This window comes from Microbispora oryzae (assembly GCF_017896165.1).
In the GTDB taxonomy this organism is placed as follows: domain Bacteria; phylum Actinomycetota; class Actinomycetes; order Streptosporangiales; family Streptosporangiaceae; genus Microbispora; species Microbispora oryzae.
The window spans coordinates 20,419-47,104 of sequence record NZ_JAFCNB010000015.1 but is presented as its reverse complement, the minus strand read 5'-3'; the positions used below and the strand labels follow the sequence as shown (position 1 = coordinate 47,104).

Below are 26,686 nucleotides of genomic sequence, written 5' to 3'. Positions count from 1 at the left end.
GCTCACTTGCCGATGACCGCGTTCATGTTCGTCGCGAACTGCTGGGGCGAGATCGACAGCTGGAAGAGCTTGGCGATGTTGTCCAGCAGCACCTCGGCCGCGGTCGGGCTGAGCGCCTGGTCCCAGGACTGGGCGAACACCTTGGCGTTGCTGGCGACGCCGTAGATGAAGTTCAGGAACTCGGCGTCCTTGGAGCCGGTGAACAGGCTGTCGGAGCCCTTGACGATCGGCACGCCGCCGGTCCCCACCCACTCCTTCTGCTCCGCGTCGTCGAGCACCCCGGTGGCGAAGAACTTCTTGGCGATCTCCTTCTGCTCGGGCGTGGCCTTGGACGAGATCGACAGGTACTGGCCGGGGTTGCCGACGGTGTCGCTCGGGTCGCCCTTGCCGCCGTCGACCGGCGGGAAGTTCATCCAGCCGAGGCCGCCGCTGGCGACGAAGTCGCCGCCCTGCGCCTGCTGGATGCCGTACGACCAGCTGCCGTGCAGCATCATCGCGGCCTTGCCGGTGTAGAGCAGCGCCTGGTCGGCGTTGGAGTCGGCGGTGATGGAGGAGAAGCCCTTGATGAACCCGTTGGCCTTGATGAGCTCCTGCATCTTGGTCAGGGCCTCGATGGACGCGGGGTTGTTCCAGGCGTCCTTCTCGCCGTCGAAGACGGCCTGGAACACCTCGGAGCCGCCGATGCGGTCGAAGAGGAATTCCAGCCACATCATGTTCGTCCAGCGGGACTGACCGCCGAGGGAGAACGGCGCGATTCCCTTGGCGTTGAACTTCTTCACCAGGTCGAGAATGTCGCCGTACGACTGCGGCGGCTGCACCCCGACCTGCTCGAAGACCTTCTTGTTGTAGAAGAGGACGATCGGCTGCACGGTCTCGCACGGCATCGCGTAGATCTTGTTGTCGATCGTCGCGGCACCGAAGGCGCCGGGGAACAGCCGGTCCTTCACGGCGGCGTTCTCTCCGAACCACGAGGTGAGGTCCTCGACCTGGCCGGCCTGCACGTAGCTGCGCAGGCCGCCGCCGCCCCATCCCCAGATGATGGTCGGCGCCTGGCCGGCGCCGATCGCCGTCTTGATCTTGGTCTTGTACGCGTCGTTCTGGATCGCGGTGATGTCGATCTGGCCGTTGGGGTTGGCCTTGTTGAACCGCTGGACGGCCGCGGTGCGGGGGGCCTCACCGGGCGGGCCGGAGAGGAACCAGTAGCTGGCCTTCGCCCCGCCGCCGCCGGCGGCTCCGCCGCTGGCGGCGCCTCCGCCCGACGGGGCGGGGCCGGAGGTGCCGCAGGCCGCCAACGCGGCACCCAGGGGGACGCCCATGGAAAGGCTGAGGAAGGTGCGGCGGGATGTTGTCCTGGACTCCACGCTGATCTCCGTACGTCGAACGCCGAGGCTGGCCGCGGCTCGGTGAAACATCAAATGCGGTGGCCGGCGGTGTGGAACAGCACGCCAGGTGCCACTTGTCCACTCCTCCTTGCGTCCGCTCGCCGAAACTTTTTCGAAACAGGGCCGCGTGGCACGCCAATTTAGGTTTCGACCACTGGCCTGTCAAGGGTCCGATCACACACTCGCCAGGACCGGGTGAGGCGTGTGTAAAGTACTTTCGCACGGGCGTTCACCTGGAGATATCGAGCGAACCCGAATCGCGCCCGGCGCCCTCACGGCGCTCCGAAAGGTTGCGAAGAGTTGCGGAACAGAGTCCTTTGAGGAGAGCAGATGACGGCGCAGGATTGGACCTCGACGACTGAGCGGACCCTCCGGCCATGGCAGGACCCCACGCTTCCCGTGGCCGACCGGGTGGACGCCCTCCTCGCGGAGATGACGCTGGAGGAGAAGGTCGGCCAGCTCGGGAGCCGGTGGCTTGGCAACGACATGCTGACCGAGCAGGGGGCGGAGCCGGAGGACGGGACGCTCAACGTGGCCCCGATGCAGGACGTGTTCGCGGCCTCGGGGTCGGTGCCCTTCGAGGAGGCGATCCGCCACGGGCTTGGCCACCTGACCCGCGTGTTCGGGAGCGCCCCGGTCACCGCGGCGGAGGGCGCGGCGGAGGTGGTGCGGCTGCAGCGCGAGGTGGTGCGGCACTCCAGGCTCGGCATCCCGGCGCTGGTCCACGAGGAGTGCCTGACGGGGTTCACCACTTACGGCGCGACGGTCTACCCGGCGGCCATCGCCTGGGGCGCGACGTTCGACCCCGCCCTGGTCGAGCGGATGGCCGCGGCGATCGGGCGCGACATGCGCGCCGTGGGCGTGCACCAGGGGCTGTCGCCGGTCCTCGACGTGGTCCGCGACTACCGGTGGGGCCGGGTCGAGGAGACCATGGGCGAGGACCCGTACCTCGTGGCGATGCTCGGCGCGGCCTACGTGCGCGGCCTGGAGAGCGCGGGCGTCGTCGCCACGCTCAAGCACTTCGCGGGATACTCCGCCTCGCGGGCGGCGCGCAACCACGGCCCGGTGCCGATGGGCCGGCGCGAGCTGATGGACATGATTCTTCCGACGTTCGAGGCCGCCATCGTCGAGGGCGGCGCCCGCTCGGTCATGAACTCGTACTCCGACGTGGACGGCGTGCCCGCGGCGGGCGACTCCTGGCTGCTGACCGACCTGCTGCGCGGGGAGTGGGGCTTCACCGGGACGGTCGTGTCGGACTACTGGGCCGTCCCGTTTCTCGCGACGATGCACCAGGTGGCCGCGGACACCGACGAGGCGGGCGTGCAGGCGCTCACCGCCGGGATCGACGTGGAGCTGCCCGACACGCTCGGCTTCGGCGGGCATCTGGTCGAACGGGTGCGCCGGGGCGAGCTGCCGGAGGCGCTGGTGGACCGGGCCGCGCGCCGCCTGCTCACCCAGAAGGTGCAGCTCGGGCTGCTCGACGCCGGCTGGACGCCGGAGAAGTCGGTGGCCGGGGCCGAGGCGGTCGACCTCGACTCGCCGGACAACCGGGAGCTGGCCCGGGAGCTGGCCGAGCGGTCCGTCGTGCTGCTCGACGCGGGCACCGCGCTGCCCCTGCTGGGCGAGGGCCGTCCCGAGCCGCGCCGGGTGGCCGTCGTCGGCCCCTGCGCCGACGACCCGCGCACGTTCATGGGCTGCTACGCGTTCCCCAACCACGTGCTGCCCCGCCACCCCGGGCTCGGGCTCGGCGTCGACGCGCCCAGCCTGCTGGACGCGCTGCGGGCCGAGCTGCCGGACGCCGAGCTGGTGCACGAGCGGGGCTGCGACGTGCGGGACGAGGACCGCTCCGGCTTCGCCGCCGCCCTGCGGGCGGCCCGCGAGGCCGACCTGTGCGTGGCCGTGGTCGGCGACCTCGCCGGGCTGTTCGGGCAGGGCACGTCGGGGGAGGGCTGCGACGCCGAGGACCTTCGGCTGCCCGGCGTGCAGGAGGACCTGATCGTCGAGCTGGCCGCCACCGGTACGCCGGTCGTGGTGGTCGTCGTGTCCGGACGTCCGTACGCGCTCGGTGAGGTGCACGGCAGGGTGGCCGGCCTCGTCCAGGCCTTCATGCCCGGCGAGGAGGGCGGGGCGGCGGTCGCCGGCGTGCTGAGCGGGCGGGTGCAGCCCAGCGGCAAGCTGCCGGTGCAGATCCCGCGCGGTCCGGGCGGGCAGCCGGGCACCTACCTGCAGCCGCCGCTGGGCTCCAACAGCGAGGGCATCAGCAACCTCGACCCGACTCCGCTGTTCCCGTTCGGCCACGGCACGTCCTACACCACGTTCGAGGTCGACGACCTGCTGATCAGCGCCCCCGAGGTGCCGTCCGACGGCGAGTTCACCGTCTCGGTGCGGGTGCGCAACACCGGGGGCCGGGCGGGCGAGGAGGTCGTCCAGCTCTACCTGCACGACGTGCTCGCCCAGGTCACCCGGCCGGTGCGGCAGCTCGTCGGCTTCACCAGGGTCCGGCTTGAGCCGGGGGAGGCCGCGCGGGCGACGTTCTCCGTGCACGCGGACCGGACCGCCTTCACCGGCCGTGACCTGCGGCGCGTCGTCGAACCTGGGGACATCGACCTGTTCGCCGGCACGTCGGCGACGGACCTGCCCTGCCGGGGCCGCGTCCGCCTGACCGGGCAGGCGCGCCACGTCGGCATCGACCGGCGGCTGGTCACGCCGGTGACGGTCGAATCGATCCACAGTTCTGTCGCCGGACCACAGGGAGGGATAGATGCCGGCCAGCCGTAGGCGGGCGACACTGGCCACGGTCGCGGCCTCGGCGGGCGTGTCGGTCGCGACCGTGTCGAAGGTGCTGAACGGCCGCAGCGACGTCGCGCCGGCGACCCGTTCCCTGGTGCAGTCGCTGCTGGAGCAGTACGACTACGTGGCGCCGCCGCAGCGCCGCGGCGAGCCGGCCGGCACCGTCGAGGTCGAGTTCGACACCGATCTCAACTCGTACTCCACCGAGATCGTGCAGGGCGCGGTGGAGGCCGGGGCCGAGCTCGACGTGGCGGTCGTGGTGAGCATCCGGTCGAACGCCGACCGCGCCGGGGCCTGGGCGCGCGGCCTGGCCGGCGCCGGGCGGCGGGCGCTGATCGCCGTCACAAGCGAGATGACCACCAGGCAGGTGGCGGCGCTGTCGCGGGCCCGGCTGCCGCTGGTCGTGATCGACCCGCTGAACCTGCCGCGCAACCGGGTGACCAGTGTGGGCTCGACGAACTTCGCCGGGGGACTGGCCGCGACGCAGCATCTGATCACCCTGGGGCACCGCCGGGTCGCCTACCTCGGCGGCCCGGCCACGGCCGCCTGCAACCAGGCCAGGTTGCACGGATACCGGGCCGCCATGGAGACCGCGGGAGCCCCGGTCCTGCCCGGTTACGTGCGGACCGGTCACTTCCTCTACTACGACGGCGTCACGGGCGGCGCGGCCCTGTTCGAGCTGCCCGAGACTCCGACGGCCGTCTTCGCGGGCTGCGACGAGACAGCGCTCGGCGTGCTGGAGGCCGCCCGGGCGCGGGGGCTGCGGGTGCCCGACGACCTCAGCGTCGTGGGCTTCGACGACACCCAGATCGCCCGGATGGCGTCGCCGCCGCTGACCACCGTGCGCCAGCCTCTGCGGGAGATGGGCGGCGTCGCGGTGCGTACGGCGCTGCGCCTGGCGGCGGGGGAGCGGGTCGACTCTCACCACGTCGAGCTCGCCACCGAGCTCGTCGTGCGCGGCTCCACCGCCCCCGTGCCGGCCGTGCCGCCCGCGTCACCCGTACGGCCCGTGCCGGGGCGGGCCGCGGAGGAATCCTGACGCGGGGAGGCTGTCAGGCGGCCAGCGTGACCAGCGCGTAGCCCCCTGCGGCGGCCAGCAGGCCGAGGACCAGCCCGCCGAGGGCGTTGAGTCCCGCCTCCGGCAGCGAGCCCTCCTCGGCCAGGCGGACGGTCTCGAAGCCGAAGGTGCTGAACGTGGTGAGCGCGCCGCAGAAGCCGGTCCCGAGCAGGCCGGCCGCGTCGGCGGGCAGCCCGGCCGACGCCCGCGCGGCGAGCAGGAGCCCGAGCACGAACGACCCGGTCACGTTGACGGTCAGCGTGCCCCAGGGGAACACGCTGTCGTGACGCCGCTGGACGAACCGGTCGGTCAGATACCGCGCGGGTGCGCCCGCCGCCCCGCCGAGGAAGACGAGCGCGATCGTGGACAGCTCGGTCATCCGGACCCCTCAGGCGCCCCGCGGCCCACGTAGCGGTGCACCCGCACCTCGTCGACGATCACCAGCCCCTCGGTGACCAGCTCGTCGAGCTCGGCCACGAAGGCGGTGATGCGGGGTTCGGCGTCGACGATGACGACGGCCACCGGCAAGTCCTCGCTGAGCGACAGCAGGCGGCTGGTGTGGATGAGCGAGGACGCGCCGAAGCCCTCGATGCCGCGGAACACGCTCGCTCCGGCCAGGCCCATCCGGTGGGCCCGGTGCACGATCTCGGTGTACAGCGGCCGATGCCGGTACTGGTCGCTCTCCCCGACGAGGACGGTCAGCCGCTGCGCCGCGCCACTCAACCTCATGGCGTCACCTCGCGGCCGCGGCGCAGCGGGAGGCGGGTCACCGCCCGCGCCGCCGCGAGGCCCACACACACGGCGGCCAGGCAGGCGGCCAGGCTGCCCGCCGCGTACTCGATCGCCACCGGCCACGCGCCGTGCGCGACCCGCTGGACGATCTCGCCGGTGCAGGTGGAGAACGTCGTGTATCCCCCGAGGAAGCCCACGCCGAGGAAGGGGCGGACGTAGCGGCGCGGCGGCCAGACGTCCAGCACGAAAACCATCAGCGCGCCGAGGGCGAGACACCCGGTGACGTTCACGGCGAAGGTCGCCCAGGGGAACGCCGTGTCCCCGGCCGGGAGCGCGTCCTCCACGAGGTAGCGGGCCACGCTGCCGGCTCCGCCGCCGAGCGCGATGACCGCGAGCACGTCCCAGGACCGGCGTGGCGCGGGCGCCCGTGGGCGGAAGACGTCCGCGCCGGGATGGGTGTCATCGGCCCCGGTGCGCGGGTCCCCATCCGCCGGCGCCGCGATGTGGGCCCGTTCGCATGCGGAGTTCCGGCCCATCGATCCTCCCAAGTCGTACAGAGATCCGGCCGGAGCGGGTCACGCCCCGGGCCGGGCGGCGAGCCGCGCCGCGGCCCGCGTGATCGCCCGCCGGATCGGTTCGTAGCCGGTGCAGCGGCAGAGGTTCGACTCCACCAGGGCCCGCACGCGCTCGTCGCCCGCGCCCGCACCGGGGTCGGCCTCCAGGGCGGCCACGGCCGCCATCAGGAAACCCGGCGTGCAGAACCCGCACTGCAGGGCATGCTCCGCGGAGAAGGCGAGCTGCAGGGGGTGCGGCTCCCCGTCCGCGCCCGACAGCCCCTCCACGGTGCGCACCGAGCGCCCGTCGCACTGCACGGCCAGCATGAGGCATGATCGTACGGCCTCGCCGTCCACCAGGACCGTACAGGCCCCGCAGACACCCTGCTCACACCCCAGGTGCGTGCCGGTGAGCCGGCAGTCCTCCCGCAGCACGTCGGCGAGGATCCGACGGGGCTCCACGTCGAGCGCGACGTCGTCGCCGTTCACCGTCAGGGTGATCTTCACCGGTCCACTCCCTCCGGTCGTCTCTCCGCGTCCGCCGCGGCCTCGCGGAGCGCCCGCCGGACGAGGACCGCGGCGACGTGGCGCCGGTAGTCCGGGTCGGCGTACGGCTCGGGCACCGGGCCGGCGTCCCGTTCCGCGGCGACGGCCCCCGCCCGGGCGAACGGATGGCCGGCGGCCGGTCGCGCGCCGGGGGGCCCGATCTCGGCGCCGATCAGAGACCGCTCGGCCAGGCGGGCCCGCACCGGCCGGTCGGCGCAGTTGGCCAGCCCGATCCGCGCGTCCTCGACGACACCGTCGCGGAGCGTGACCGCCGCCGCGACGGCGACCTGGGCGAAGGAGAAGCAGGTCCGCCGGTGCTCGGCGAAGGCGACGCCCGTGCCGTCCGCCAGCAGCGGGAAGCGCACGAGGGTGAGGAGCTCGCGTGCCTCGCGGGCCGTCAGGTGGGGCCCGAGGAAGAAGTCGCGGGCCGCCACCGCGCGGGCGCCGTCCACCGCGTCGAGCACGAGGACGGCGTCGAGGGCGACGGCGAGGGCGCACCACTCCGACGCCGGGTGGGCCCAGGCGAGGCTGCCCGCCATGGTGCCGCGGGCCCGGATGGGCGGGTGGGCGATCTCTGCCGCGGCGAGCGCGAACAGTCTGCCGAGGGGGCCCGGCACGGCTCCCGGCCGCTCGAACGCGGCGTGCCGGACCAGCGCGCCGACCTCGAGCACGCCGCCGGTCCCGTGCGCGCCGGTCTCCTGCGCGCCGCCGGTCCCTTGCGCGCTGACGGTGAGGCGGCCGAGCCCGCCGACGCGGTTGATGTCGACGACCAGCCGGGGAGTGGCCCGCCGCAGGCGCATCTCCATGATCAGGCTCTGGCCGCCCGCGAGCACCCGCGCCTCCCGCGACGGGTCGCCGAGCGCCTCGACGGCCTGCCGTACGGTCCGGGGCGCGACGTAGTCGAACGGGACCGGCTTCACCGTGGGGCCTCCTGCCGGCGCGTGTGCGCGGCCCGCCACACCACGTCGGGCGTGAGCGGCGTCTGGAGCAGGCCGGGGTCGTCGAGCCGCAGCGCGTCGGCCACGGCGTTGACGATCGCCGCCGGCGTGCCGATGCAGCCCGACTCACCCGCGCCCTTGGCTCCGAGCGGCGTGACCGGGCTCGGTGTGCTGGTCTCCGCGATCGTGATGGGCGGCACCTCGGCCGCCGTGGGGATCAGGTAGTCGAGCAGCCCCCAGGGGAGCATCGGTACGCCGTCGCCGTCGTAGGGGATGCCCTCGTACAGGGCCTGGCCGATCCCCTGCACGGCCGAGCCCAGCGCCTGCCCCCTGACCGCCGCGGGGTTGAGCGCCACACCGCAGTCGTCGACGGCGACCACCCGCAGGACGTTCACGGTGCCGAGCTCGGGATCGACCTCGGCCACCGCGACGTGGGCTCCGAACGGGAAGGCCATGCCGGACTCGAACCGGCCGTCCACCCGGAGCGGCCCGGTGACCTTCACCAGCTCCGCCAGGCCCATGGCGGCCGAGGCGCCGCGCGCCGGGTGCAGCGCGCCGTCCGACCAGGCCACCTCCTCGACCGGCAGCTCCCACAGCCCGGCGGCCCGTTCGCGGGCCGCCGCGACGAGCAGGTCGCAGGCCTGCTTCAGCGCACCGCCCGCCACCTGGGCGGACCGGCTGGCGAAGGACCCGACGCCCTCGGGCAGCTCCTCGGTGTCCCCCTCCACCAGCAGCACCCGCCGCTCGTCCACACCGAGGCTCTCCGCGACCAGCGCGGCGAACGTCGTCTCATGGCTCTGGCCGGTCGCCGACGCGCCGCAGGTCGCCAGGATCGAGCCGTCCTCGCGCGCCTCGACCGCGGCGAACTCGTGCAGCGCCCCCGGCTCCCCGCCCGAACGCTCGACATAGCAGGACACGCCGATGCCCAGGGGCAGGGCGCCGGGGTCCGCGCGGCGGCGCTCCCGCTCGGCCTTCCAGTCGTCGTACCCGGCGGTCCGCAGGGCCAGGTCGAGCGCCGCCGCGTAGTCGCCGCTGTCGTAGCACCGCCCCGTCGGGGTCGTGTACGGGAACGCGTCCGGGGGGATGAAGTTGCGCCGCCGCAGCTCGGCGGGGTCGATCCCGAGCCGGTGGGCCAGCGTGTCCATCGTCCGCTCGAGCGCGATCGTCGCCTCGGGCCGGCCCGCCCCCCGGTACGGGTAGGTGACCATCGTGGTGGTGAGCATCGAGCGGACGGTGGCGTGGACCTCGGGCGTGAGGTAGGGGCCCGTGGCCATCAGGGCCGTCTGCAGGGGCAGCCCGACGGCGAGATGCGGGTAGGCGCCCACGTCCGCGTCGATCCGCAGCTCGTACGCCAGGAGGCGGCCCTCGGCGTCGGCCGCGAGGCGGACCCGCTGGTCCTGGCCACGGCCCCGGGTGGCGGCCAGCAGCGACTCCATCCGGTCCTCGATCCAGCGGACCGGCCGCCCGAGCTTCACGGCGAGGAAGGCCACGACGACGAACTCGGGGAACGTCGGGCTCTTCGACCCGAAGGCGCCGCCGGTGTCGGGCACGACGACGCGGATCCGGTCGGCGGGCCAGCCCAGCGTGGCGGCCAGCTCCCGCCGCAGCCGATGCGGCATCTGGTGTCCCGCCCACACTGTCAGCCGGTCGTCCCCGGGCACGGCCAGAATGGTGCGGCACTCCATCGGCGTGGGCATCAGGAGCTGCTGGCGGTAGGCGGCCTCCACGACGACGGCCGCCCGCCGCCACACGTGATCCTCGATCGGCCGCCCCGCCGCCGCCTGGAACGCCACGTTGCCCAGCCCGTCGTAGAGACGGACCTCGTCCGTGGCCGACTCCGCCGGGGTCACGACCGCTGGCAGGGGATCGATGCGGCAGGTCACCAGGCCGGCGCCGTCCTCGGCCGCGTAGCGGTCGTCGCCCACCACCACCGCGACGGCCTCGCCCGCGTATCTCACCCGGTCCCGCGCCAGCGACGGCCACTCCCGGCCCGCGACCGCGTCCTTGGTCGACAGCCGGGCGACCCCGGTGTACGGGACGGGGGGAAGATCGCGGAGGTACGCCGTGGAGGGCGCGCACGAGGGCAGGTCGGACAGGTCGGCGGCCGACCACGCCCCCGACACCCCGGCGACCTCGCGGGCGGCGTCGCAGCGGACCTCCCGGAGCAGGCCGTGGGCGATCGGGCTGCGCACGAACACCGCGTCCAGGCAGCCGGGCACCGCGATGTCGGCGACGTAGCGCCCACGGCCGCCGAGCAGCCGTTCGTCCTCGCGCCTGGACCACCCCTCCACGGTGTCCTCCCAGGTAGCCTGCCTCTCCAGGCTACGGCGGCGGCGCCGGCCCCCGTCGGCCGGGCCGCGTCTCGGCAGCCGTGCGGCCCCGGCCGATCCGGCTGGTTTCCGGGCGGCGCTTGCCGGGCCCCTCAACCTGTACGACCATCGGTACGCGCGGCCCCCGCGTTCCCGCCGTCGTCCCGCCCCGCCGGAGGCAGCCGGTCGTCATGAGCGCTCACCCCCTCGCGTTCGACACCTCGGTCCCCGCGCTGACGTTCAAGGTCGGCGCGTACCCGGTCCACCACGGGGGCCTCGGCGTCGCCAGGACGCTGGGCCGGGCCGGGATCCCGGTTTACGGCGTGCACGAGGATCGGCTCGCCCCGGCCGGCCTGTCCCGCTACGCGGCCGGGCGGTTCGTGTGGCCCACCGCGGGTCAGGAGGAGCACCGGCGGCAACTGCTCGCGGGCATCGAGTGGGTGGCCGGGCGCATCGGCCGCCCGGCGGTGCTGGTCCCGACCGACGACCACGCCGCGATCTTCGTCGCCGATCACGCCGACACGCTGCGGCGGTGGTTCCTGTTCGCGGCGCCGTCCGCGGAGCTCGTCCGCGAGGTGACGGACAAGGCCGCGCTGCACCGGCGCTGCCGCGACCTCGGCGTGCCCGTGCCCGAGGCCACCGTGATCACCGACTCCGCCGGGCTGCTCGCCTACGCCGAGACCGCCTCGTTCCCGGTGGTGGCGAAGCGGGCCGTGCCCACCCTGCTCGCGGACGGGCGGCGCGCCCGCAGCACCCGGATCCTGCGCGGCGCGGCCGACCTGCTCCGGACGGACGTCTCCTCACCCGTGCTGCTGCAGGAGCACATCCCGGCCGGGCCGGGGGACGACTGGCTGTTCCACGGCTACTGCGACGCGTCGTCGGAGTGCCTCGCCGGCTTCACCGGCCGGAAGCTGCGGTCCTTCCCCGCCGACGCCGGGGAGACCGCGCTCGGCCGGGTGGAGCGCAACCGGACCCTTGAGGACCAGGCCAGATCGCTGCTGGCCGCGCTCGGCTACCGCGGCGCCGTCAGCCTCGACTACCGGTACGACCGGCGCGACGGGACCTACCGGCTGCTCGACTTCAATCCGCGCGTGGGCGCGGTGTTCCGCCTGTTCACGACGGGTTCGGGGGTGGACGTCGTCCGGGCGCTGCATCTCGACCTCACGGGCCGGCCGGTGCCGCGGGACGGGGCCGTTGACGGCCGGGCGCTGATGGTGGAGGGTTACGACGTGCGCTCGTCCTGGTCGAGCCTGGCAGCCGGCGGTCTCACCCCCCGGCAGTGGTGGTCGTCGTTGCGCTCCGTCAGGGAGACCGCGTGGATCGCCGCGGACGACCCCGTCCCCGCCGTCGTCGCCCTGGCCAGAAGCGCGGGCGCGGCCTCGGGGCTGTGGCCGCCGCCGCCCCACCGGCCGGGCCCGCCCGCCTACCTGGAGGGCCGGGCGGCGCGGAGGCGCCGGTGACGGTCCACGCCGAGGGCGACGGCTCGATCGCGCTCGGCGGCGACGCGATCGACAGCATCTTCGTCACGGGCGGCGTCAACCAGTTCTTCGTCGGGCGCTACGAGCGCCTCGCGGAGGCCTATCTCAGCCCCCGGGCGCTCTACCGGGAGCTGCGGCTCGAAGAGTTCACCGGCCGGGCCTGGCTGGTCCGGGCGGTCGACGACTTCCTCGCGGCGAACGAGCGCGGCTACCTGCTCATCGAGGCCGAGGCCGGCATGGGCAAGACCGCGTTCATGGCCTGGATCGCACGGGAGCGCGGGTACGTCCACCACTTCGTCCGGCTGATGCCCGACGCCGACGACGTCGGCCTGGCGCTGCGCAACCTGTCCGCCCAGCTGATCCGCGCCTGGGACCTGGGGGCCATGGCGGCCGGCGGCGTCCTCCCCGCGAACGCCTCCCGGCCCGACTTCTTCGCCGACGTCCTCTACGAGGCCGCAGACCGGCGGGACGCCACCCGCCCCGGGGAGCCCATCGTCCTCGTGGTCGACGGACTCAACGAGACCGCGGCCCTGCCGTTCCAGAACCCGCTCGCCCTGCCGTCCGAGCTGCCCTCAGGGGTGTACGTCCTGGCGACGCAGCGCACCACGCACATTCCCCTGGTGCTGGAGGCCCCGCGCCGCGTGCTGCGCATCCGGCCCCGGAGCCCGGACAACCTCGCCGACGTGCGCGCCTACCTGGAGCGCCGCGTCGGCGCGCCTGACCTCGCCGCGCGCGTCGCCGCGTCCGGGGCCACCCACGCGGAGGTGGTCGACCGGCTGACGGCCTGGTCCGGCGGCGTGTGGCTGGTGCTCAGGTACGTGCTGGCCGAGCTGCGCACCGGTGCCCGCACCCCGCGCGAGGTCTCGTCGCTGCCCGTCGGGCTGTGGCAGTACTACGCCCGGTTCTGGCGCGACTGGCAGCGGTCACACGAGACCACCTGGCCCACGGTCGACCTGCCGCTGCTCGTCACCCTCACCGCCGCGCAGGAGCCGCTCGCCCTCGACCTGCTGTGTGAGCTGAGCCGCTGCCCCGAGCCCGGCCGCGCCGCCGAGCTCGTCGGCGACGCCTGGCGGCCGTTCCTGCAGATCGTCGAGGACGGCACCCGCGAGCGGTACGCCGCCTTCCACGACAGCCTCGGGGAGTTCACGGCCGGCCTGGTGGACGCGAGCGCGCTGTCCAGCGCCGAGCGGTTCTTCGTCGGCCGCCTGTCCGGGGCCCAGCGCGAGGCGCACCTGCGCATCGCCGGACGCTACCTCGCCGCCTGGGGCGACCTCGACCAGGGGTTGCCCTCTCTGCGCGGTGACGCCGCCTCCATGGACGACGGATACGGCCTGCGCCATCTCGTGCACCACCTGGTGCAGGCCAGCCAGGACGCCGTGCTGCACGGCCTGATGGAGCTGGAGTGGCCGCGCGGCGACACCGACGAGGTCGCGTCGGTCTCCCCGGCGGCCAACGCCTGGTACGAGGCGCACCGCACGCGGCGCGAGTTCGCCGGCTACGCGCTCGACGTGCAGCGGGCCTGGAGCCGGGCCGAACAGGTGCCGTACGGACCGGGCGCTCCGCGCGCCGTGGCGCTCGAACTGCGCTACGCCCTGATCGAGGCGTCGGTGAACAGCGTGGCCGGCAACGTGCCCAGCGCGTTGCTGCTGCTGCTCGCCGACCACGGCATGGTCACCACGGCGCAGGCCCTCGAACTGGCCCGGGAGACCCCCGACGCGCGTACCCGCGCGGAGGCGCTCAGCACGCTCCTGCCCCGGCTGGCGGGCGAGGTGCGGGCACGGGCGGCGCGGGAGGCGATGGCCGCCGTGCAACTCGTGCCCGACGGCTACTGGCGCGCCGGTGAGCTCTTCCGCCTCGCCGTGGCCGCCGGCGGCGACCACCTCGGCGACCTGCGGCGCGTCGCCGACGCCATGCGCAAGCCGTACGAGCGTGACATCTCGCAGCGGGGACTGGAGGTGATCGCCCGATTCGGCGCGCTCGTCCCCGCGCCGCCGCGGGAGACGAGCCACACGTTCGACCCCGTCGACCCGGCGGAGTTCGCCGAGCAGTACCTTCAGCGGACCCGCCACGGGGTGGCGACCCTGCTGCTCGGCCTCCCCGGCGCGGGGACCGGAGCGGAGGCGGGAGCGGACCCCGGGGAGGGCGCCGGACGGCGGGTGGCGGCGAGCCGCTTCGTCCGGGCACCCCGCTGGCGGGCCGAACTGCTCACCGAGGCGGCGCGGACCGCGCCGGACGGCTCCCTCGAGGACCTGCTGCGGGCGGCGCTGGACATCTCACTCCAGGTGGGCGACCGTGACATCCTGAACGCCACCCTCCGGTCCGTCGCCGTCCACCTCGCGGAGACCGGCGCGGCCGACACCGCCGTCGCGTGCGCGGAGCGCATTCCGGACGCCGCCTGGCTGGCGAGCGCGCTTTTCGGCGTCGCGGGCAGGAGCGACGAGTCGACCGCCCCCGGGGTCGCGGGCCGTGCGCTCGCCGTCACGGCCGGAATCGACGACGCGGTCACCCGTGGGCGGCTGTTGCGGGACAACGCCGCCCACCTGGCCCCGATGGCGGCCGACGGGTCGCTCGCCCCGGTGCTCGCGGCCCTGCCCGGTGACTGGCACGCCGCCGTGCTCGGCGCCCTGGCCGGGCACGCCGATCCGGAGGATCGGATGCGGCTGCACGCGGAGGCGCTGGAGGCCGCGGTGGCCTGCTCCGGCGACGGCGGCGCCCGGGTGGTGGCCGACCTGGTCGCCGCCGCGCCGCCCGGGCTGCTGCCCGCGGCCCGCCGCGCGGTGGCGGCCGTCGCCGACACCGAGCAGCGCGCCGGCGCCGCCGCCGCGCTGGCCGCCCGGCTCGGCGGCCTGGGGCTGGCCGACGAGGCCGGCGAGGTGACGGGGACGATCCACGATCCCTACTGGGCGATGAGAGCGGCGTTCGGCGTCGCCGCCGCGCTGGCCGGGGGCGGGCAGGCCGAGCGGGCGCTGCGGATCGCCGCCCGGCTTCCCGCGGGCCACTGGCGGGCGGAGGTGCTCGCGCTGGCCGGTCGGCGCGACGCCGCCTTCGCGGTCGCCGACGCGACCCCGGACCCCCGCGAGCGGATCGCCGTGCTGCTCCGCATCGCCACGGCGGCGCGGCCACATGGTTACCGGCACGGGGACGAGCAGGGAGCTCCGGGCGGTGCTGGCGACGGTGCTGGCGACGGCGCTCGCGATGGGGACCACGGGAGCGGCGACGCCGGGCGCCGGGACGCCGTGACGGAGGCGCGGGCGGTGCTCGCCGAGATCACCGACCCCGCGGACCTCGCCCAGGCCACGCTCGCGGTCGCGCTCGCGCAGGCCACGGGAGGCCGGGCCGCCGAGGCCGTCGCCCTCGTCCGCACGCTGCCCGACGTCGACCGGGCGATCGCGCTGACGCGGCTGACCCCGCATCTCGGCGACGCGGTCGCCGACGCCCTGCCGGTCGCGCGCGAGCTGCGCGATCCCGTCAGCCGGGGGCGGGTGCTCGCCGGTCTGACGGGGCCACTGGTCGCCTCCGGCACGCTGGACGCCCAGGACGTCCAGGAACACGTGCGGACGGTGCTGCGGCTGCTCGCCACGGGGACCCGCGCCGACCTGCTGGAGGCGATGCCCGCGCTGATGCCCGCCCTGGTGGAGCTGGCCGGTCCGCAGGGGCCGGCCGACCTGGCGGCGGCGGTCACCGCGGCCTACCGGTGGTGGCCGTGATGAACGAGTTCGAGCTCGTGGTGCACCACGACTACACCTCCGGAAGCCTCGCCGATCTGTCGGGCCACGGCAACCACGGGCACAGCGCGACCGCGCCGGCCGCCGGCGGCATGCCCTTCGACGGGCGGCGCACCCACGTCGTCGTGTTCCCCTCGTCCAGCCTCGAGGAGCTCGGCGGGCTGCGGGCCCGCGCCCGGGTCTGGGCGGACACTCTTGGCGATCGGCGAACCCTCCTGGAGGGATATCTGGCCTTCTCCTTCTCCGTCTCCCCGGACGGCGCCCTGGCCGGCAGCGTGTACGCGGGCCTGCAGTGGCACGAGATCACCACGGCGCCGGGGACGGTGCCCACCGGCAGGTGGGCCGACCTCGGATTCGTCTACGACGGCCGCGACACGATGGCGCTGTCCGTGGACGGCGCGCTGGTCGCCGTACGGCAGGGCAACCTCGGCCGGGTCGGCGGGGTGGAGTGGCCGTACGGGCTCAACGTCGGCGCGTGGCCGGACGACAACGCCCGGGTGTTCAGCGGCCGGATGGCCGAGGTGTGGCTGTGGCGGCTACGCGGCTAGCGGGTGCCCGCGACTCCCGGGACGGCGGCCGTTCAGCGGCCGGCGTCCGGCCCTCCTGTGACGATCGTGCTGTTCGTCGCGTCACGCCCGATCGCCACGGAGCCCGCTCCGCTCGCGGTCACGTTGGTGACGACCGTCCCGCCGCCGGACGCCTGCCGCCACAGCTGCTCGACCCGCGACGCCAGATCCGGGTCCTCCGCCAGCAGCTTCCGCAGCTGGATCTTCAGCACGGTCCGCGACTCCTCGTCGTCCGGGTCGCGCGCCACGTCGGCGACGGCCTCCGCGGCAGCCTCCTTGCCGTCGACCTTCGGGCGGAGCGCGGCCCAGATCCGCTGGGCGATCCCGAACGCCTCCTGGCCGGCCTTCTCGGCCGCCAGATCACCGACCTTCTCACCCGCCTTGACCAGGTAGGGCAGTAAGGGGGCGAGAAATGCGGTCAGCGCCGCGACGTCCATGCCGGACCTCCAGCCGTGATCGACGACTGGAATCCTACGGCCGCGGAAACGGGGGTGCGGCGTGGGCGGCATAACCGGATGGGTACAGTTCGACCGCGATCTTTCCGGTCCGGCGCCGGTCCTGGCCGCGATGACCGCGGCCCTCGCGCCGGGCGAGAACCTCGGCTGGATCGGCGAGCGCGTGGCGCTCGGCTGCCGTTCCCCGGCCGGCTCTTCCGGCCAGGCGGGCGGCGGGAGGCAAGGTCCGGAGCGGCCGGGCGGGCCGGCCGTGGCGGTGACGGCGCAGGGGACGGTCGCGGTCGTGTTCGCCGGATCCCTGGACGGCGCGGCGGGGTGCGCGGACGGCGTGGCGCGCTCCCGCCCGGCGGAGACGGTGCTCGCCGCCTATCTCGACGGCGGGACGGACGCGGCACGGCGGCTGGACGGCGTGTTCGCGTTCGCCGTATGGGACGGGCGCGCCGGCGAGCTGGTGCTGGCCCGCGATCGTCTCGGGGGAAGGCCGCTCTACGTCTATCCGGTCGGCGGCGGGATGGTGTTCGGATCGGCGCCCGGGGCGATCCTCGCCCATCCCTCCGCGCGGGCGGTCGTCGATCTGGACGGATTGCGCCGCATGCTGGCGTTCACGCTGTGCCTGCCCGGCACGCCGTGGGACGGCATGACCGAGGTCACGCCGGGCACCGCGCTGACCGTCTCGGCCGCCGGAGTGGCCGAGCGCCGCTACTGGAAGTTGACGGCCCGCGAGCACACCGGCGACGTCGGCGCGACGGTGGCCGCGGTCGGCGACCTCCTCCGCGACTCGGTGCGCAGGCGACCGGCCGCGAGCGCGCTGCTGTCGGGCGGCCTGGACTCCAGCACCCTCGTCGCGATGGCGGGACGGAACGGCCGGCGGCCCGTCCGCACCTTCGAGCTGGACTTCGGCGACTACGCCGACCACTTCACGCCGGACGCCGAACGGGCCGCTCCCGACGCCCCGTACGCGGCCGAGGTCGCGGCACACCTCGGCACCGACCATCGGCGGATCGTCCTCACCGGGCGCGACGTGGGCGCGGCGGAGCTGCGCGCCGCCGTGGTCCGCGCGTACGGCCAGCCGCCGGGCTGGGGCGACCGGGATCGCTCGGCCGTCCTGCTCTACCGTGCGGCCCGCGCGGCCCGTGAGGTCTCCGCCACCCTGCTGTCGGGAGAGGGCGCCGACGAGCTGTTCTGCGGGTACGCCGACTTCCACGACCCGCGATACCACCGGGCGGGCACGTTCTCGTGGGTGGCGTTCCACTTCGGCGCCTACTCGCCGGATCCCGACGCGCTGGCGCCCGGCCTCGCCGCCCGCCTGCGCCTGTGGGACCACCTCGCGGAGCGGTACGCCGAGGCGGCCGCGGAGGTGGAGCACCCGGACGGCGCGGACGAGAGCGAACGGCGGCTGCGCGTGCTCGCCCACCTTTACATCACCCGGTCGCTGCGCGTCCTCCTCGACCGGGTCGACCGGCTCAGCGGGGCGGCGGGGGTCACCCTGCGGCTTCCCTACTGCGATCACCGGCTGGTGGAGTACGTCTACAACGTGCCGTGGGCCGTCAAGACCTTCGACGGCCGGGAGAAGAGCCTGCTCCGGGCGGTGGGACGGCCGCTACTGCCGCCATCGGTGCCAGAGCGGGTGAAGACCGCCTACCCGTCGATCCGGCACCCCGGCTTCGACGCCGCCCTGCGGCGGGAGGCGGCCGCCCTGGCCGCCGACCACGGGCATCCGGCCTTCGCCGTCGTGCGCCGCTCCTGGCTGGAGGGAGTGGGGCGGGACGCGGCTCCGCTCGCCCCGCGCACCCGCAACACCGTCGAGTGGGCGCTCAACCTGGCGTCGTGGCTGGAGGAGTTCCGTCCCACCCTGCGGCTGCCCTGACCGGCTGTACCGACCGGCCGCCCTGACCGGCCGCGCGGGAGACCGGGTCAGTGGACCGCTCGCGCCGAGCTCTCCCGCAGCACCAGCCGGGCGGGATGGCGGACGACGCCCGACGTCCGCTGCCCGGCCAGCGCCGCAAGCAGGTATTCGACGGCGACGGCGCCCAGGCTCTCCAGGTCGAGGTCGACCGTGGTCAGCGGAGGACGGCAGTCCGCGGCCAGCGCCTCCCAGTTGTCGTATCCGACCACCGCCACGTCGCCGGGCACGTCCCGGCCGAGGTCGGCGAGCGCCTCGCAGGCCCCGTCGGCGATCTGGTCGTTGCCGCAGAACACCGCGTCCACGTCGGGTTCGTCGGCCAGCAGGGTCCGGGTGGCGTGCCGGCCCCACCGCCGCGACCACTCGCCGTACAGGGGCTCGCCGCCGGCGATACGGAGACCGGCCTCGGCCAGCGCCAGGTGCAGGGCCCCGGCGCGGTCGCGGGCGGCGCGGTGGGCCCACGGGCCGGTGATGTGCCCGATGCGGCGGCATCCCAGCGATACGAGGTGCTCGGCGGCGAGGCGGGCGCCCCCCGCGTCGTCGGCGAGGACCGACAGGTCGGCCGGGTCGCCGGACTCGCCGTACGCGTAGACGACCGGCACGAGGACGTCGCGGGTCACGGACGGGCGGACCGCGTTGCCGTCCCCGAGGACGATCAGCCCGTCGACCTGGGTCGGCAGGCTGTGGATGTAGTGCCTGCGGCGGACGGCGTCGCCCCGCGCGTCGCACAGCACGACCGAGGCCGCCCGTTCGCACAGCGCCTTCTCCACGCCCAGCAGCAGGGCCATGGACAGGCCGCCGCCGAGCTCGTCGGTCAGCAGCCCGACGGTGCGGACGGCGGTCCGGCCCCCGGCCGGCCGGATGGCCCGGAACGACAGCTCGGTGGCGGCCACCCGCACCCGATACCGGGTGTCCTCGGCGACCTCCGCCTTGTCGTTGAGAGCCTTCGACGCCGTGGCGATGGAGACGCCTGCGCGCTTGGCCACGTCGGCGAGGGTCACCCGTTCCGATCGGTGTCGGCCCACCGGCTTCCTTCCCCGGGCTCGCGTCTTGTTAGCGTTAACAAAAACGACCCCCAGACGGCCTGATCGGCACGGGGTGGTCGCCCACCAGTTTCCGTACGCGTGTGTCCGCCGTCAACCCCTCCCAGGCGGGGCTCGACGGTGTGGGAGGGAAGGGGGAAGGCCGCGCGGACGGCCGCCGTTGGCCCTCCCGGCGGCCGGTTATCGCTAACAACCGGCGCCTCCGCGGCCTGGGCGGCGGAGGCGCCCAGGCGGTCAGGCCAGGCGTTCGGCCAGCCAGCGCAGCTTCGCCACCTCGTGGAGCTGCGAGCCCGCCTCATGTCCGCTGAACGGGTACACCTCGATCGACTTGTCCGCCGCGTAGTGGTTGTAGGCCGCGAACACGGTCGAGGGCGGGGTGATGTCGTCCACCAGCCCGACGGAGAACAGGGCGGGCGCGACCGCTCGCCGGCCGAGGATCGCCCCGTCGAAGTAGGACAGCGTGGCGAACACCCGGTCCACGTGGTCGCGGTGCACCTTCAGATAGCGGGCGATCTCGGAGTAGGGGTCGGTGTCCACGAGCGTGGTCGCCCGCGGGAAGTCGCAGAGGAAGGGGACGTCGGTGGCGACCCCGGCCAGGTCGTCGACCAGTCCGGCGACGGCCAGGGAGATGCCGCCGCCCTGGCTGCCCCCGGTGACCGCGACCCGGCGGGCGTCGACCTCGGGGTGGGAGCGGACCGCCTCCACGGCCCGTACGGCGTCGGTGAACACGCGCCGGTAGTAGTACTCACGAGGGTCGAGCACGCCCCGGGTCATCATGCCCGGCTGCTGCGGCAGCCCGGCGGCGTCCGGGTCGGGGGTGTCGCCGGCGGACCAGCCGGACCCCTGGCCGCGCGTGTCCATCACGAAGTGCGCGTATCCCGCCTGGGCGTAGAGGGTGCGCTCGTGGGCCAGCCCGCGCCCGCCCCCGTAGCCGAGATACTCCACCACGGCGGGGAGCGGGCCCGTCCGGTGCGCCGGCAGGTGCAGCCAGCCCCGGATCTCGTGGCCGCCGAAACCGGCGAACCGCACGTCGAACGTCTCGATCAGGGCGAGTCCGTTGCCGGCCGGTTCGAAGGTGGCCGCGAGGTCGTGCTCCCGGGTCTCGGCGAGGGTCGCGGACCAGAAGTCGGCCAGGTCGCCGGGGACCGCCAACTCGGGCCGATACTCACGCAGTCGCTCCAGGGGCATGTCGAACTGTGGCATCAATAGTCCTTCCGGGAAGGTCGCCCATAGTTGTGCACACGATAGCGACCCTCCCAAATTTCGGTCACGGAGGGCGGTTTCGCCCGTAAAGACCGAGGACGCCGCTCAGTGCGCCAGGACCCGCTGGTGGATGTCGGTGACGGTCTTGCGGGCGGACTCCAGCGCGCCCGCCTGCCAGGCGATCATGTAGCTGAGCCAGTCGCCCGCGAAGTGGACGTGCCCGGCCGGCTTGTTCAGCAGCTGGTACGCGCCCGTGCGGGACGGCCAGCCGACCCACGCGCCCTCGATGTAGGGCTGGCGTTTCCACGACACCGACGCGGAACAGACCAGCTCGTCGCGGTACTTCGGGCCGTGGATCTTCATCCCCTGCTCGATCGCGCGCTGTTCCCGCTGCGGGTGCGAGAGCGCTGCGTAGACGTCCTGGTTGGCCCCGGTGTTGTAGTAGCCGACGACGAGGCCGCGCCGCCCGCCATACCCGTAGGAGGGATACCACAGCACGGACAGGTCGAGATCGGTGTTGGTGATGCCGCCGTAGATGTTCTCGTCGGTCTCCCACCAGCGACTGCGGTACTCCAGGCCGATCTTGCCGGACGACGTGACGACCGGCGTGGACAGCGCGGCCTGCACGTCGGGCCCGAGGTTGTGCGGTGTCCTGGCCAGGATGTGCGGCGGCATCGCGGCCACGCAGAGATCGGCCTTGATCGTGCGGGTCCGGCCCCTCTCGTCCCGGTACTCGACCTCGACGCCGTCCGCGAGATCGGTGATCTTCGTGACGGCGGAGTTCAACTGGATCCTCTTTCTGCCGATCGCCTCGGCGAACGCCTTGGGGATGGCGTCCATGCCGCCGACCGGCTGGAACATCAGCATCGCCTGGTCGTAGCCGAACTCGAAGGAGAACCGCTGGCCGACGCCGCTGGCGAGCACCTCCGACAGCGACGGCACCGGGCCGAGCACGGTCCCCGGCTGCTCGCCCGCGCCGGGGTCGGTGCTGTATCCCCGGTGTTCGCCCCCGGTGTAGGCGAAGCCGCTCGCCTTGGAGCCGATCGCGCCGAAGCCGCGCAGGAAGGACAGCAACCGCTCCTTGTCGTCCGCGGTCAGCCTGGCGTCGAGCGCGCCCGCGTCGGTGGCGGTCGACAGCAGTTCGGAGATGTAGCCGTACACGTCGGCCTTCGCGGTGCGCCAGCGCACCGGCGCCGTCATGCCGGCCGCCTGGTTGAAGATGTACGCCTGGGCGTTCGAGTTGGTGAAGACCTCGATCGGGACGCCCAGCTCGCGGCAGTAGTCGAGGGTGACCATCCACTGGGCGAGCCGGGCCGGCCCGGCGTTGAGATAGAGCCCGTCGGAGAATCGGGCGACCTGGGTGGAGCCGTCGATCTCGGTGATCTTCTCGCCGCCCCGGATGGTCCAGTTCCGCCCGCCGACCCGGCCCAGGGCCTCCAGGACGGTGCAGTCGTAACCGGCCTTGCCCAGCTCGTACGCGGTGGAGAGGCCGGCGATCCCGGCGCCGAGGATGACGACCTTCTTAGCGTTCCTGCCGGTGAGCGTGAAGTCGGACGGACTCGGGGGCACGAATGCCTGCCGGGTCGCCGCCTCCGCCGTCGGCGCGAGCCCGAGGGCGCCCATCGTCGCCAGGAGTGCTCCGGCGCCTCCGGATGCGCCCACCGCGGTCAGGAATTCACGCCTGCTGTAGCTCACAGCCACCTCCATGATCTCTGGAGTCAGTGTGAGCACGATCTGTTGCCGAAGATCGACGATCATGTTCCGGTCCGATTTCTCACGATTTCCCCATGGCGGGGGCGCCGCGCGGTTCGCCGGAGTGGGCCGGATCGTCAGTAGATAGGGGCCGTCGAGGGATCGTCAGCGGGCGGGGTCGCGCCGGCGGGGGGCCGGGGGCCGCTCCGCGGAGCCCGGCTGCGGCCCGGGGTCCGCGGTCTCGCCGGGCGGCGCGTCCCGGCCGCGGTGGGTGAGGCGGTGGACGAGGAGAGCCGTGCCGATGATCAAAATCCAGAGGAGGATGCCGGCGAGGGTGAGGACGACGAGCTCCCGCCATATGTGGGCGCTCGGGTCGTAGAAGCTCATCTCAGATCCTCTTCCTTCCTGTCGCCTCGCGGCGGGGGAAACGGCCGGGTGCCGTCGTCGGTGGGTCGTGCTGTTTTCATGATTTACCAGGTGAGAGCGCTCTAAAAGGTTTTAACCTGGCCGCCGTACTCCTACCCGCGGGCGGGCGTTGACGGAGTGGATCACCTGGCCGTAGATTCCTCCTGAAAGTTTCGCAACTGGTGGGAAAGTTTCTAAGACCCCGCGACCCCGATGGGAGACCGGCAGTGAGACCCTCCGGGCTCGTCCGAGGATGAACGGACACTGGGTCACCAGCTGGGCCGCGACGCCGCAGCCGACCGAGCCGGACAACATGCCGCCCGCCCCGTTCGGGACCACGCCGGTCCTGGCTGACTGCACCCTGCGGCAGACCGTGCGGCTGTCGCTCGGCGGGCGGCGGATCCGGCTGCGCCTGTCGAACGTGTTCGGCGGGGCGGCGCTGCCGATCACCAGAGTCTCCGTGGCGCTGCCCGCGGGCGGACGGGCCGGGGTGAGCGCCGTCGAGCCGGGCACCGCGCGGGCGCTGACCTTCCGCGGCCGGCCCTCGGTGGTCGTCCCGGCCGGGGCCCAGATGGTCTCCGATCCGCTCGACGTCGCCCCGGCCGCGCGGTCCAATCTCGCGGTGACCGTCTACCTCGCGGACGGGCAGGACTCGGCGGACATCACCTCCCATCCCGGGTCGCGGACCACCTCTCATCTCGTGGCCGGCGATCTGGCCGACGCCGTGGAGCTGCCGGGGGCGACCCCGGTCGACCACTGGTACTTCCTCGGCGGGGTGGAGGTCTGGACGGAGCCCGCCACGGCGGCGGCCGTCTTCGTGGGCGACTCGCTGACCGACGGGCGGGGCTCCACGACGAACGGCAACGACCGGTGGCCCGATCTGCTGCTCGACCGCCTCCAGGCGGACCCGGGCACGGCGGGCGTCGCGATCGTGAACCAGGCCGCGGGCGGCAACCGCGTGCTGAACGACGGTCTCGGCCCCCACGCGCTCGGCCGGATCGACCGCGACGTGCTCGCGCAGAGCGGCGTCCGATGGCTGATCGTCTTCGAGGGCGTCAACGACATCGGCACCGCCCCGGCGACCGAGGCGGCCCAGCGGCGGGTGGCCGACGACCTGATCACGGCGTACGACCAGATCGTCATGCGGGCGCACGCCCAGGGCGTCCGTGTGTACGGCGCGACCGTCACGCCGTTCGGCGGCCATGGTGAAGAGGGCGGGGAGGGCGGCTACGACGACCCCGGCGGGCACCGGGAGCGGGCCAGGCTGACGGTGAACGCCTGGATCCGGGACAGCGGGCGCTTCGACGCCGTGCTCGACTTCGACCGGGTCGTGCGCGATCCGGCGGACCCCCGGCGGCTCCTCGCGGCGTACGACGTCGGCGATCACCTGCACCTGAACCCGGCGGGCTACCGGGCGCTGGCCGACGCCGTGCCGGCCAGGCTGCTCCGATGGGAACCGCTCCCGCCGGGCTTCGGGTTCACCTGATCAGAATCCGGCGACGACGACCTTTCCGATCATGCGTCCGCTCTCGACCATCTCGTGCGCCTGCCGCAGCGTCTCCGCCCGGATGGGCCCCAGGGTGGTCGTGACGGTGCCGCGGACCACTCCCTCGTCGACCAGCTCCCGCACCCGTTCGAGCAGGTCGTGCTGGGCGATCATGTCGTCCGTCCGGAACAGGGGCCGGGTGAACATCAGCTCCCAGTGGAAGGCGATGCTCTTCACCTTGAGCGGCAGCAGCTCCAGGCCCTCGGGCTCGTCGATCGCCGTGATCGCCCCTCCGGGGCGGAGGAGCTCCGCGTACGCCTCGATGTTGCCGTCGGTCTTCGGGGAGAAGACGTAGTCGACCCCGCCCGGTGCCACGGCGCGGACCGAGTTCACCAGGTCGTGGTGGTCGGCGACCGCGTGCGCGCCCAGGTCGAGGGCCCACTGCCGCGACTCCGGACGGGACGCGGTGGCGACGACGGTCACCCCGGTGAGCGCACGGGCCAGCTGGATGATCATGGATCCGACTCCGCCCGCGCCGCCGAGGACGAGCAGCGTGCCGGTGTCGGACGAGGTCAGCCGGAAGCGGTCGAACAGCGTCTCCCAGGCGGTGATCGTGGTCAGCGGCAGCGCTGCGGCCTCGGCGAAGCTCAGCGTGGCCGGCTTGTGGCCCACGATGCGCTCGTCCACCGCGTGGTAGCGGGCGTCGGTGCCCATCCGGTCGATCGACCCCGCGTAGTAGACCTCGTCGCCGACCTCGAAGAGCGTCACCTCAGGGCCGGTCGCGACGACGACTCCGGCCGCGTCCCAGCCGAGCACCTTGGGTTCGCCGGCCGGGTCGTGTCCCTTACGCACCTTCGTGTCCACCGGATTCACCGAGACGGCCTCGACGCGGACGAGGAGATCACGCGGCCCGGGCTCGGGAATCGGCAGTTCGAGGTCTTCGAGGCTGGCGGGATCGGAGATCGGAAGGGGCTTGCGGTATCCCACCGCGGGCATCGTTTCGGTCATGGCCCCCACCGTAGCCAGGCCGTTATGCGGGCACCCACGCCGCCCGGAGGTGCGGGGCCGGGGCCGGGCCCCCGGGCGGCCCGGCGTACGGCACACTCGCCTTGTGACGTACAAAGTGACGAACTGGGCAGGAAACATCGCCTTCCGGGCTGATCACGTCGAACGACCCTCCACGGTCGCGGAACTGCGGAGCCTGATCGGCCGCGCCGGCAAGGTCCGCGTTCTGGGCAGCGGCCACTCATTCAACGAGATCGCCGACTCGGCGGGCGCGCTCGTCTCGCTCGACGGGCTGCCGGCGGAGGTGGAGATCGACACCGCGTCCGCCACGGTGCGGGTCGCCGCCAGCGTACGGTACGGCGACCTCGGCCGGCGGCTGCACGAGAAGGGATACGCGCTGCCCAACCTGGCGTCACTGCCGCACATCTCGGTGGCGGGCTCCTGCGCCACCGGCACCCACGGCTCGGGAGACGCGAACGGCGGCCTCGCGACGGCGGTCGCGGCGATCGAGATGGTCACCGCGTCCGGCGACCTCGTGACGCTCAGCCGGGCCGCGGACCCCGGCCGGTTCCCCGGGGCGGTCGTCGCACTGGGGGCGCTCGGCGCCGTGGTCGGCCTGACCCTCGACCTCGTGCCCGCGTTCGAGGTCAGGCAGTCGGTCTACGAGGGCCTCGACGCGCGCGTCCTGGACGACCACTTCGACGACGTCGTGTCGGCCGCCTACAGCGTCAGCCTGTTCACCGACTGGCGGACGTCCGCCGTCAACCAGGTGTGGGTGAAGGAAAGGATGGACGGCGGCACCCCCGCCGAGCCGGCCGCCGGCTTCTTCGGGGCGGTCGCGGCCGACGGCCCGCGGCACCCGGTGCCCGGCGTGTCCCCGATCCACTGCACGCAGCAGATGGGGGAGCCAGGCCCCTGGTTCGAACGCCTCCCGCACTTCCGCCCGGACTTCACGCCGAGCAGCGGGGAGGAGCTCCAGTCGGAGTTCATGGTGCCCCGGCGGCACGCCGTGGCGGCCTTCCACGCCGTCGACGCCATCCGCGAGCACATCGCCCCGGTCCTGCAGATCTCGGAGATCCGCACGATCGCCGCCGACGACCTGTGGCTCAGCCCGTCGCAGGGGCGGGACACCGTCGCCTTCCACTTCACGTGGGTGAAGGACCCCCAGGCCGTGCTGCCCGTGCTGGCCAGGATCGAGGACGCGCTCGCGCCGTTCGACGCCCGGCCCCACTGGGGCAAGCTGTTCACCCTCGCGCCCGCCGTCGTGGCCTCCCGTTACGAGCGGCTCGGCGACTTCCGCGCGCTCGCCCGCGAATACGACCCGAGGGGCGTGTTCGCCAACGAGTTCGTCACCCGGCATGTCCTGACCGGCTGAGCGGAGCGCCGGAGCGGGACAAGGGCCGCTCCGAGAACGGAC

General features: G+C 73.9%; 21 protein-coding genes. 8 read left to right on the top strand and 13 right to left on the bottom strand.

The window, feature by feature from the left end; genetic code table 11:
* Nucleotides 1-2 precede the first annotated feature (2 nt).
* Nucleotides 3-1,361 carry an extracellular solute-binding protein gene (locus tag JOL79_RS24090; RefSeq protein ID WP_307848697.1) on the bottom strand — a complete coding sequence of 453 codons (1,359 nt, stop codon included), beginning with the start codon at nt 1,359-1,361 and terminating at the stop codon, nt 3-5.
* Nucleotides 1,362-1,712: 351 nt separating this feature from the next.
* On the opposite strand from JOL79_RS24090, the gene JOL79_RS24085 reads away from it, so the two are divergent.
* Nucleotides 1,713-4,160: a beta-xylosidase/alpha-l-arabinosidase gene (locus tag JOL79_RS24085; RefSeq protein ID WP_210158176.1), complete on the top strand. Its 2,448-nt coding sequence runs from the start codon at nt 1,713-1,715 to the stop codon at nt 4,158-4,160.
* Complete coding sequence (locus tag JOL79_RS24080; protein ID WP_210158175.1) at nt 4,144-5,211, top strand: LacI family DNA-binding transcriptional regulator; 1,068 nt, start codon at nt 4,144-4,146, stop codon at nt 5,209-5,211. Before JOL79_RS24085 ends, JOL79_RS24080 begins: the two co-directional genes overlap by 17 nt.
* A gap of 13 nt (nt 5,212-5,224) precedes the next feature.
* Here JOL79_RS24080 and crcB (JOL79_RS24075) read toward each other — a convergent pair whose 3' ends face one another.
* From crcB (JOL79_RS24075) to JOL79_RS24050, 6 genes are read right to left on the bottom strand one after another with little or no spacing between them, the layout of a single operon-like run.
* Entirely contained in the window at nt 5,225-5,608 is a 384-nt protein-coding gene (crcB, locus tag JOL79_RS24075; protein ID WP_210158174.1) for a fluoride efflux transporter CrcB, read from the bottom strand.
* Entirely contained in the window at nt 5,605-5,958 is a 354-nt protein-coding gene (locus tag JOL79_RS24070; RefSeq protein ID WP_210158173.1) for a DUF190 domain-containing protein, read from the bottom strand. The genes crcB (JOL79_RS24075) and JOL79_RS24070 overlap by 4 nt, the downstream gene beginning before the upstream one ends.
* Complete coding sequence (crcB, locus tag JOL79_RS24065) at nt 5,955-6,497, bottom strand: fluoride efflux transporter CrcB (protein WP_210158172.1); 543 nt, start codon at nt 6,495-6,497, stop codon at nt 5,955-5,957. The genes JOL79_RS24070 and crcB (JOL79_RS24065) overlap by 4 nt, the downstream gene beginning before the upstream one ends.
* A gap of 39 nt (nt 6,498-6,536) precedes the next feature.
* Nucleotides 6,537-7,022, bottom strand: a complete 486-nt coding sequence (locus JOL79_RS24060; RefSeq protein WP_210158171.1) for a (2Fe-2S)-binding protein — start codon at nt 7,020-7,022, stop codon at nt 6,537-6,539.
* The gene (locus JOL79_RS35555) at nt 7,019-7,981 is read right to left on the bottom strand and encodes an FAD binding domain-containing protein (RefSeq protein WP_210158170.1); all 963 of its coding nucleotides are present in this window, start codon (nt 7,979-7,981) and stop codon (nt 7,019-7,021) included. The genes JOL79_RS24060 and JOL79_RS35555 overlap by 4 nt, the downstream gene beginning before the upstream one ends.
* Entirely contained in the window at nt 7,978-10,290 is a 2,313-nt protein-coding gene (locus JOL79_RS24050; protein WP_210158169.1) for a xanthine dehydrogenase family protein molybdopterin-binding subunit, read from the bottom strand. Before JOL79_RS24050 ends, JOL79_RS35555 begins: the two co-directional genes overlap by 4 nt.
* A 209-nt stretch (nt 10,291-10,499) precedes the next feature.
* On the opposite strand from JOL79_RS24050, the gene JOL79_RS24045 reads away from it, so the two are divergent.
* From JOL79_RS24045 to JOL79_RS24035, 3 genes are read left to right on the top strand one after another with little or no spacing between them, the layout of a single operon-like run.
* Nucleotides 10,500-11,768, top strand: coding sequence for a carboxylate--amine ligase (locus tag JOL79_RS24045; RefSeq protein ID WP_210158168.1), 1,269 nt, complete (start codon nt 10,500-10,502; stop codon nt 11,766-11,768).
* On the top strand, nt 11,765-15,493 hold the full coding sequence (locus JOL79_RS24040; protein WP_210158167.1) for a P-loop NTPase family protein: 3,729 nt from the start codon (nt 11,765-11,767) through the stop codon (nt 15,491-15,493). Before JOL79_RS24045 ends, JOL79_RS24040 begins: the two co-directional genes overlap by 4 nt.
* Nucleotides 15,493-16,059, top strand: coding sequence for a LamG-like jellyroll fold domain-containing protein (locus tag JOL79_RS24035; RefSeq protein ID WP_210158166.1), 567 nt, complete (start codon nt 15,493-15,495; stop codon nt 16,057-16,059). The genes JOL79_RS24040 and JOL79_RS24035 overlap by 1 nt, the downstream gene beginning before the upstream one ends.
* A 32-nt stretch (nt 16,060-16,091) precedes the next feature.
* On the opposite strand, the gene JOL79_RS24030 is transcribed toward JOL79_RS24035, so the two are convergent.
* Nucleotides 16,092-16,514, bottom strand: coding sequence for a hypothetical protein (locus JOL79_RS24030; protein WP_210158165.1), 423 nt, complete (start codon nt 16,512-16,514; stop codon nt 16,092-16,094).
* A gap of 61 nt (nt 16,515-16,575) precedes the next feature.
* Here JOL79_RS24030 and JOL79_RS24025 point away from each other — a divergent pair, with 61 nt between their 5' ends.
* Nucleotides 16,576-18,399, top strand: coding sequence for an asparagine synthetase B family protein (locus JOL79_RS24025; protein ID WP_210158164.1), 1,824 nt, complete (start codon nt 16,576-16,578; stop codon nt 18,397-18,399).
* Between the two features lie 47 nt (nt 18,400-18,446).
* On the opposite strand, the gene JOL79_RS24020 is transcribed toward JOL79_RS24025, so the two are convergent.
* The 4 genes from JOL79_RS24020 to JOL79_RS24005 form a co-directional block, all read right to left on the bottom strand.
* Nucleotides 18,447-19,460, bottom strand: a complete 1,014-nt coding sequence (locus JOL79_RS24020) for a LacI family DNA-binding transcriptional regulator (protein ID WP_307848696.1) — start codon at nt 19,458-19,460, stop codon at nt 18,447-18,449.
* 252 nt (nt 19,461-19,712) lie between these two features.
* Nucleotides 19,713-20,681, bottom strand: a complete 969-nt coding sequence (locus JOL79_RS24015; protein WP_210158163.1) for an acetylxylan esterase — start codon at nt 20,679-20,681, stop codon at nt 19,713-19,715.
* Between the two features lie 105 nt (nt 20,682-20,786).
* The gene (locus tag JOL79_RS24010) at nt 20,787-22,439 is read right to left on the bottom strand and encodes a flavin monoamine oxidase family protein (RefSeq protein ID WP_230985365.1); all 1,653 of its coding nucleotides are present in this window, start codon (nt 22,437-22,439) and stop codon (nt 20,787-20,789) included.
* A gap of 99 nt (nt 22,440-22,538) precedes the next feature.
* Nucleotides 22,539-22,760, bottom strand: coding sequence for a hypothetical protein (locus JOL79_RS24005; protein WP_210158162.1), 222 nt, complete (start codon nt 22,758-22,760; stop codon nt 22,539-22,541).
* A 271-nt stretch (nt 22,761-23,031) separates the two neighbouring features.
* Here JOL79_RS24005 and JOL79_RS24000 point away from each other — a divergent pair, with 271 nt between their 5' ends.
* Nucleotides 23,032-24,264, top strand: a complete 1,233-nt coding sequence (locus JOL79_RS24000) for an SGNH/GDSL hydrolase family protein (protein WP_210158161.1) — start codon at nt 23,032-23,034, stop codon at nt 24,262-24,264.
* Here the strand turns inward: JOL79_RS24000 and JOL79_RS23995 are convergent, their stop codons facing one another.
* Nucleotides 24,265-25,272, bottom strand: coding sequence for a zinc-binding alcohol dehydrogenase family protein (locus JOL79_RS23995; RefSeq protein ID WP_210158160.1), 1,008 nt, complete (start codon nt 25,270-25,272; stop codon nt 24,265-24,267).
* 103 nt (nt 25,273-25,375) lie between these two features.
* Here JOL79_RS23995 and JOL79_RS23990 point away from each other — a divergent pair, with 103 nt between their 5' ends.
* Entirely contained in the window at nt 25,376-26,644 is a 1,269-nt protein-coding gene (locus tag JOL79_RS23990) for a D-arabinono-1,4-lactone oxidase (protein WP_307848695.1), read from the top strand.
* The last annotated feature ends 42 nt before the right edge of the window (nt 26,645-26,686 follow it).

Coding starts and splice junctions, on each gene's coding strand:
- JOL79_RS24005 (WP_210158162.1), bottom strand. CDS start 22,760: ATGAGCTTCTACGACCCGAGCGCCCACATATGGCGGGAGCTCGTCGTC.
- JOL79_RS24000 (WP_210158161.1), top strand. CDS start 23,032: ATGAACGGACACTGGGTCACCAGCTGGGCCGCGACGCCGCAGCCGACC.
- JOL79_RS24045 (WP_210158168.1), top strand. CDS start 10,500: ATGAGCGCTCACCCCCTCGCGTTCGACACCTCGGTCCCCGCGCTGACG.
- JOL79_RS24010 (WP_230985365.1), bottom strand. CDS start 22,439: ATGATCGTCGATCTTCGGCAACAGATCGTGCTCACACTGACTCCAGAG.
- JOL79_RS23995 (WP_210158160.1), bottom strand. CDS start 25,272: ATGACCGAAACGATGCCCGCGGTGGGATACCGCAAGCCCCTTCCGATC.
- JOL79_RS24070 (WP_210158173.1), bottom strand. CDS start 5,958: ATGAGGTTGAGTGGCGCGGCGCAGCGGCTGACCGTCCTCGTCGGGGAG.
- JOL79_RS24015 (WP_210158163.1), bottom strand. CDS start 20,681: ATGCCACAGTTCGACATGCCCCTGGAGCGACTGCGTGAGTATCGGCCC.
- JOL79_RS24085 (WP_210158176.1), top strand. CDS start 1,713: ATGACGGCGCAGGATTGGACCTCGACGACTGAGCGGACCCTCCGGCCA.
- JOL79_RS24035 (WP_210158166.1), top strand. CDS start 15,493: ATGAACGAGTTCGAGCTCGTGGTGCACCACGACTACACCTCCGGAAGC.
- JOL79_RS24030 (WP_210158165.1), bottom strand. CDS start 16,514: ATGGACGTCGCGGCGCTGACCGCATTTCTCGCCCCCTTACTGCCCTAC.
- crcB (WP_210158172.1), bottom strand. CDS start 6,497: ATGGGCCGGAACTCCGCATGCGAACGGGCCCACATCGCGGCGCCGGCG.
- crcB (WP_210158174.1), bottom strand. CDS start 5,608: ATGACCGAGCTGTCCACGATCGCGCTCGTCTTCCTCGGCGGGGCGGCG.
- JOL79_RS24080 (WP_210158175.1), top strand. CDS start 4,144: ATGCCGGCCAGCCGTAGGCGGGCGACACTGGCCACGGTCGCGGCCTCG.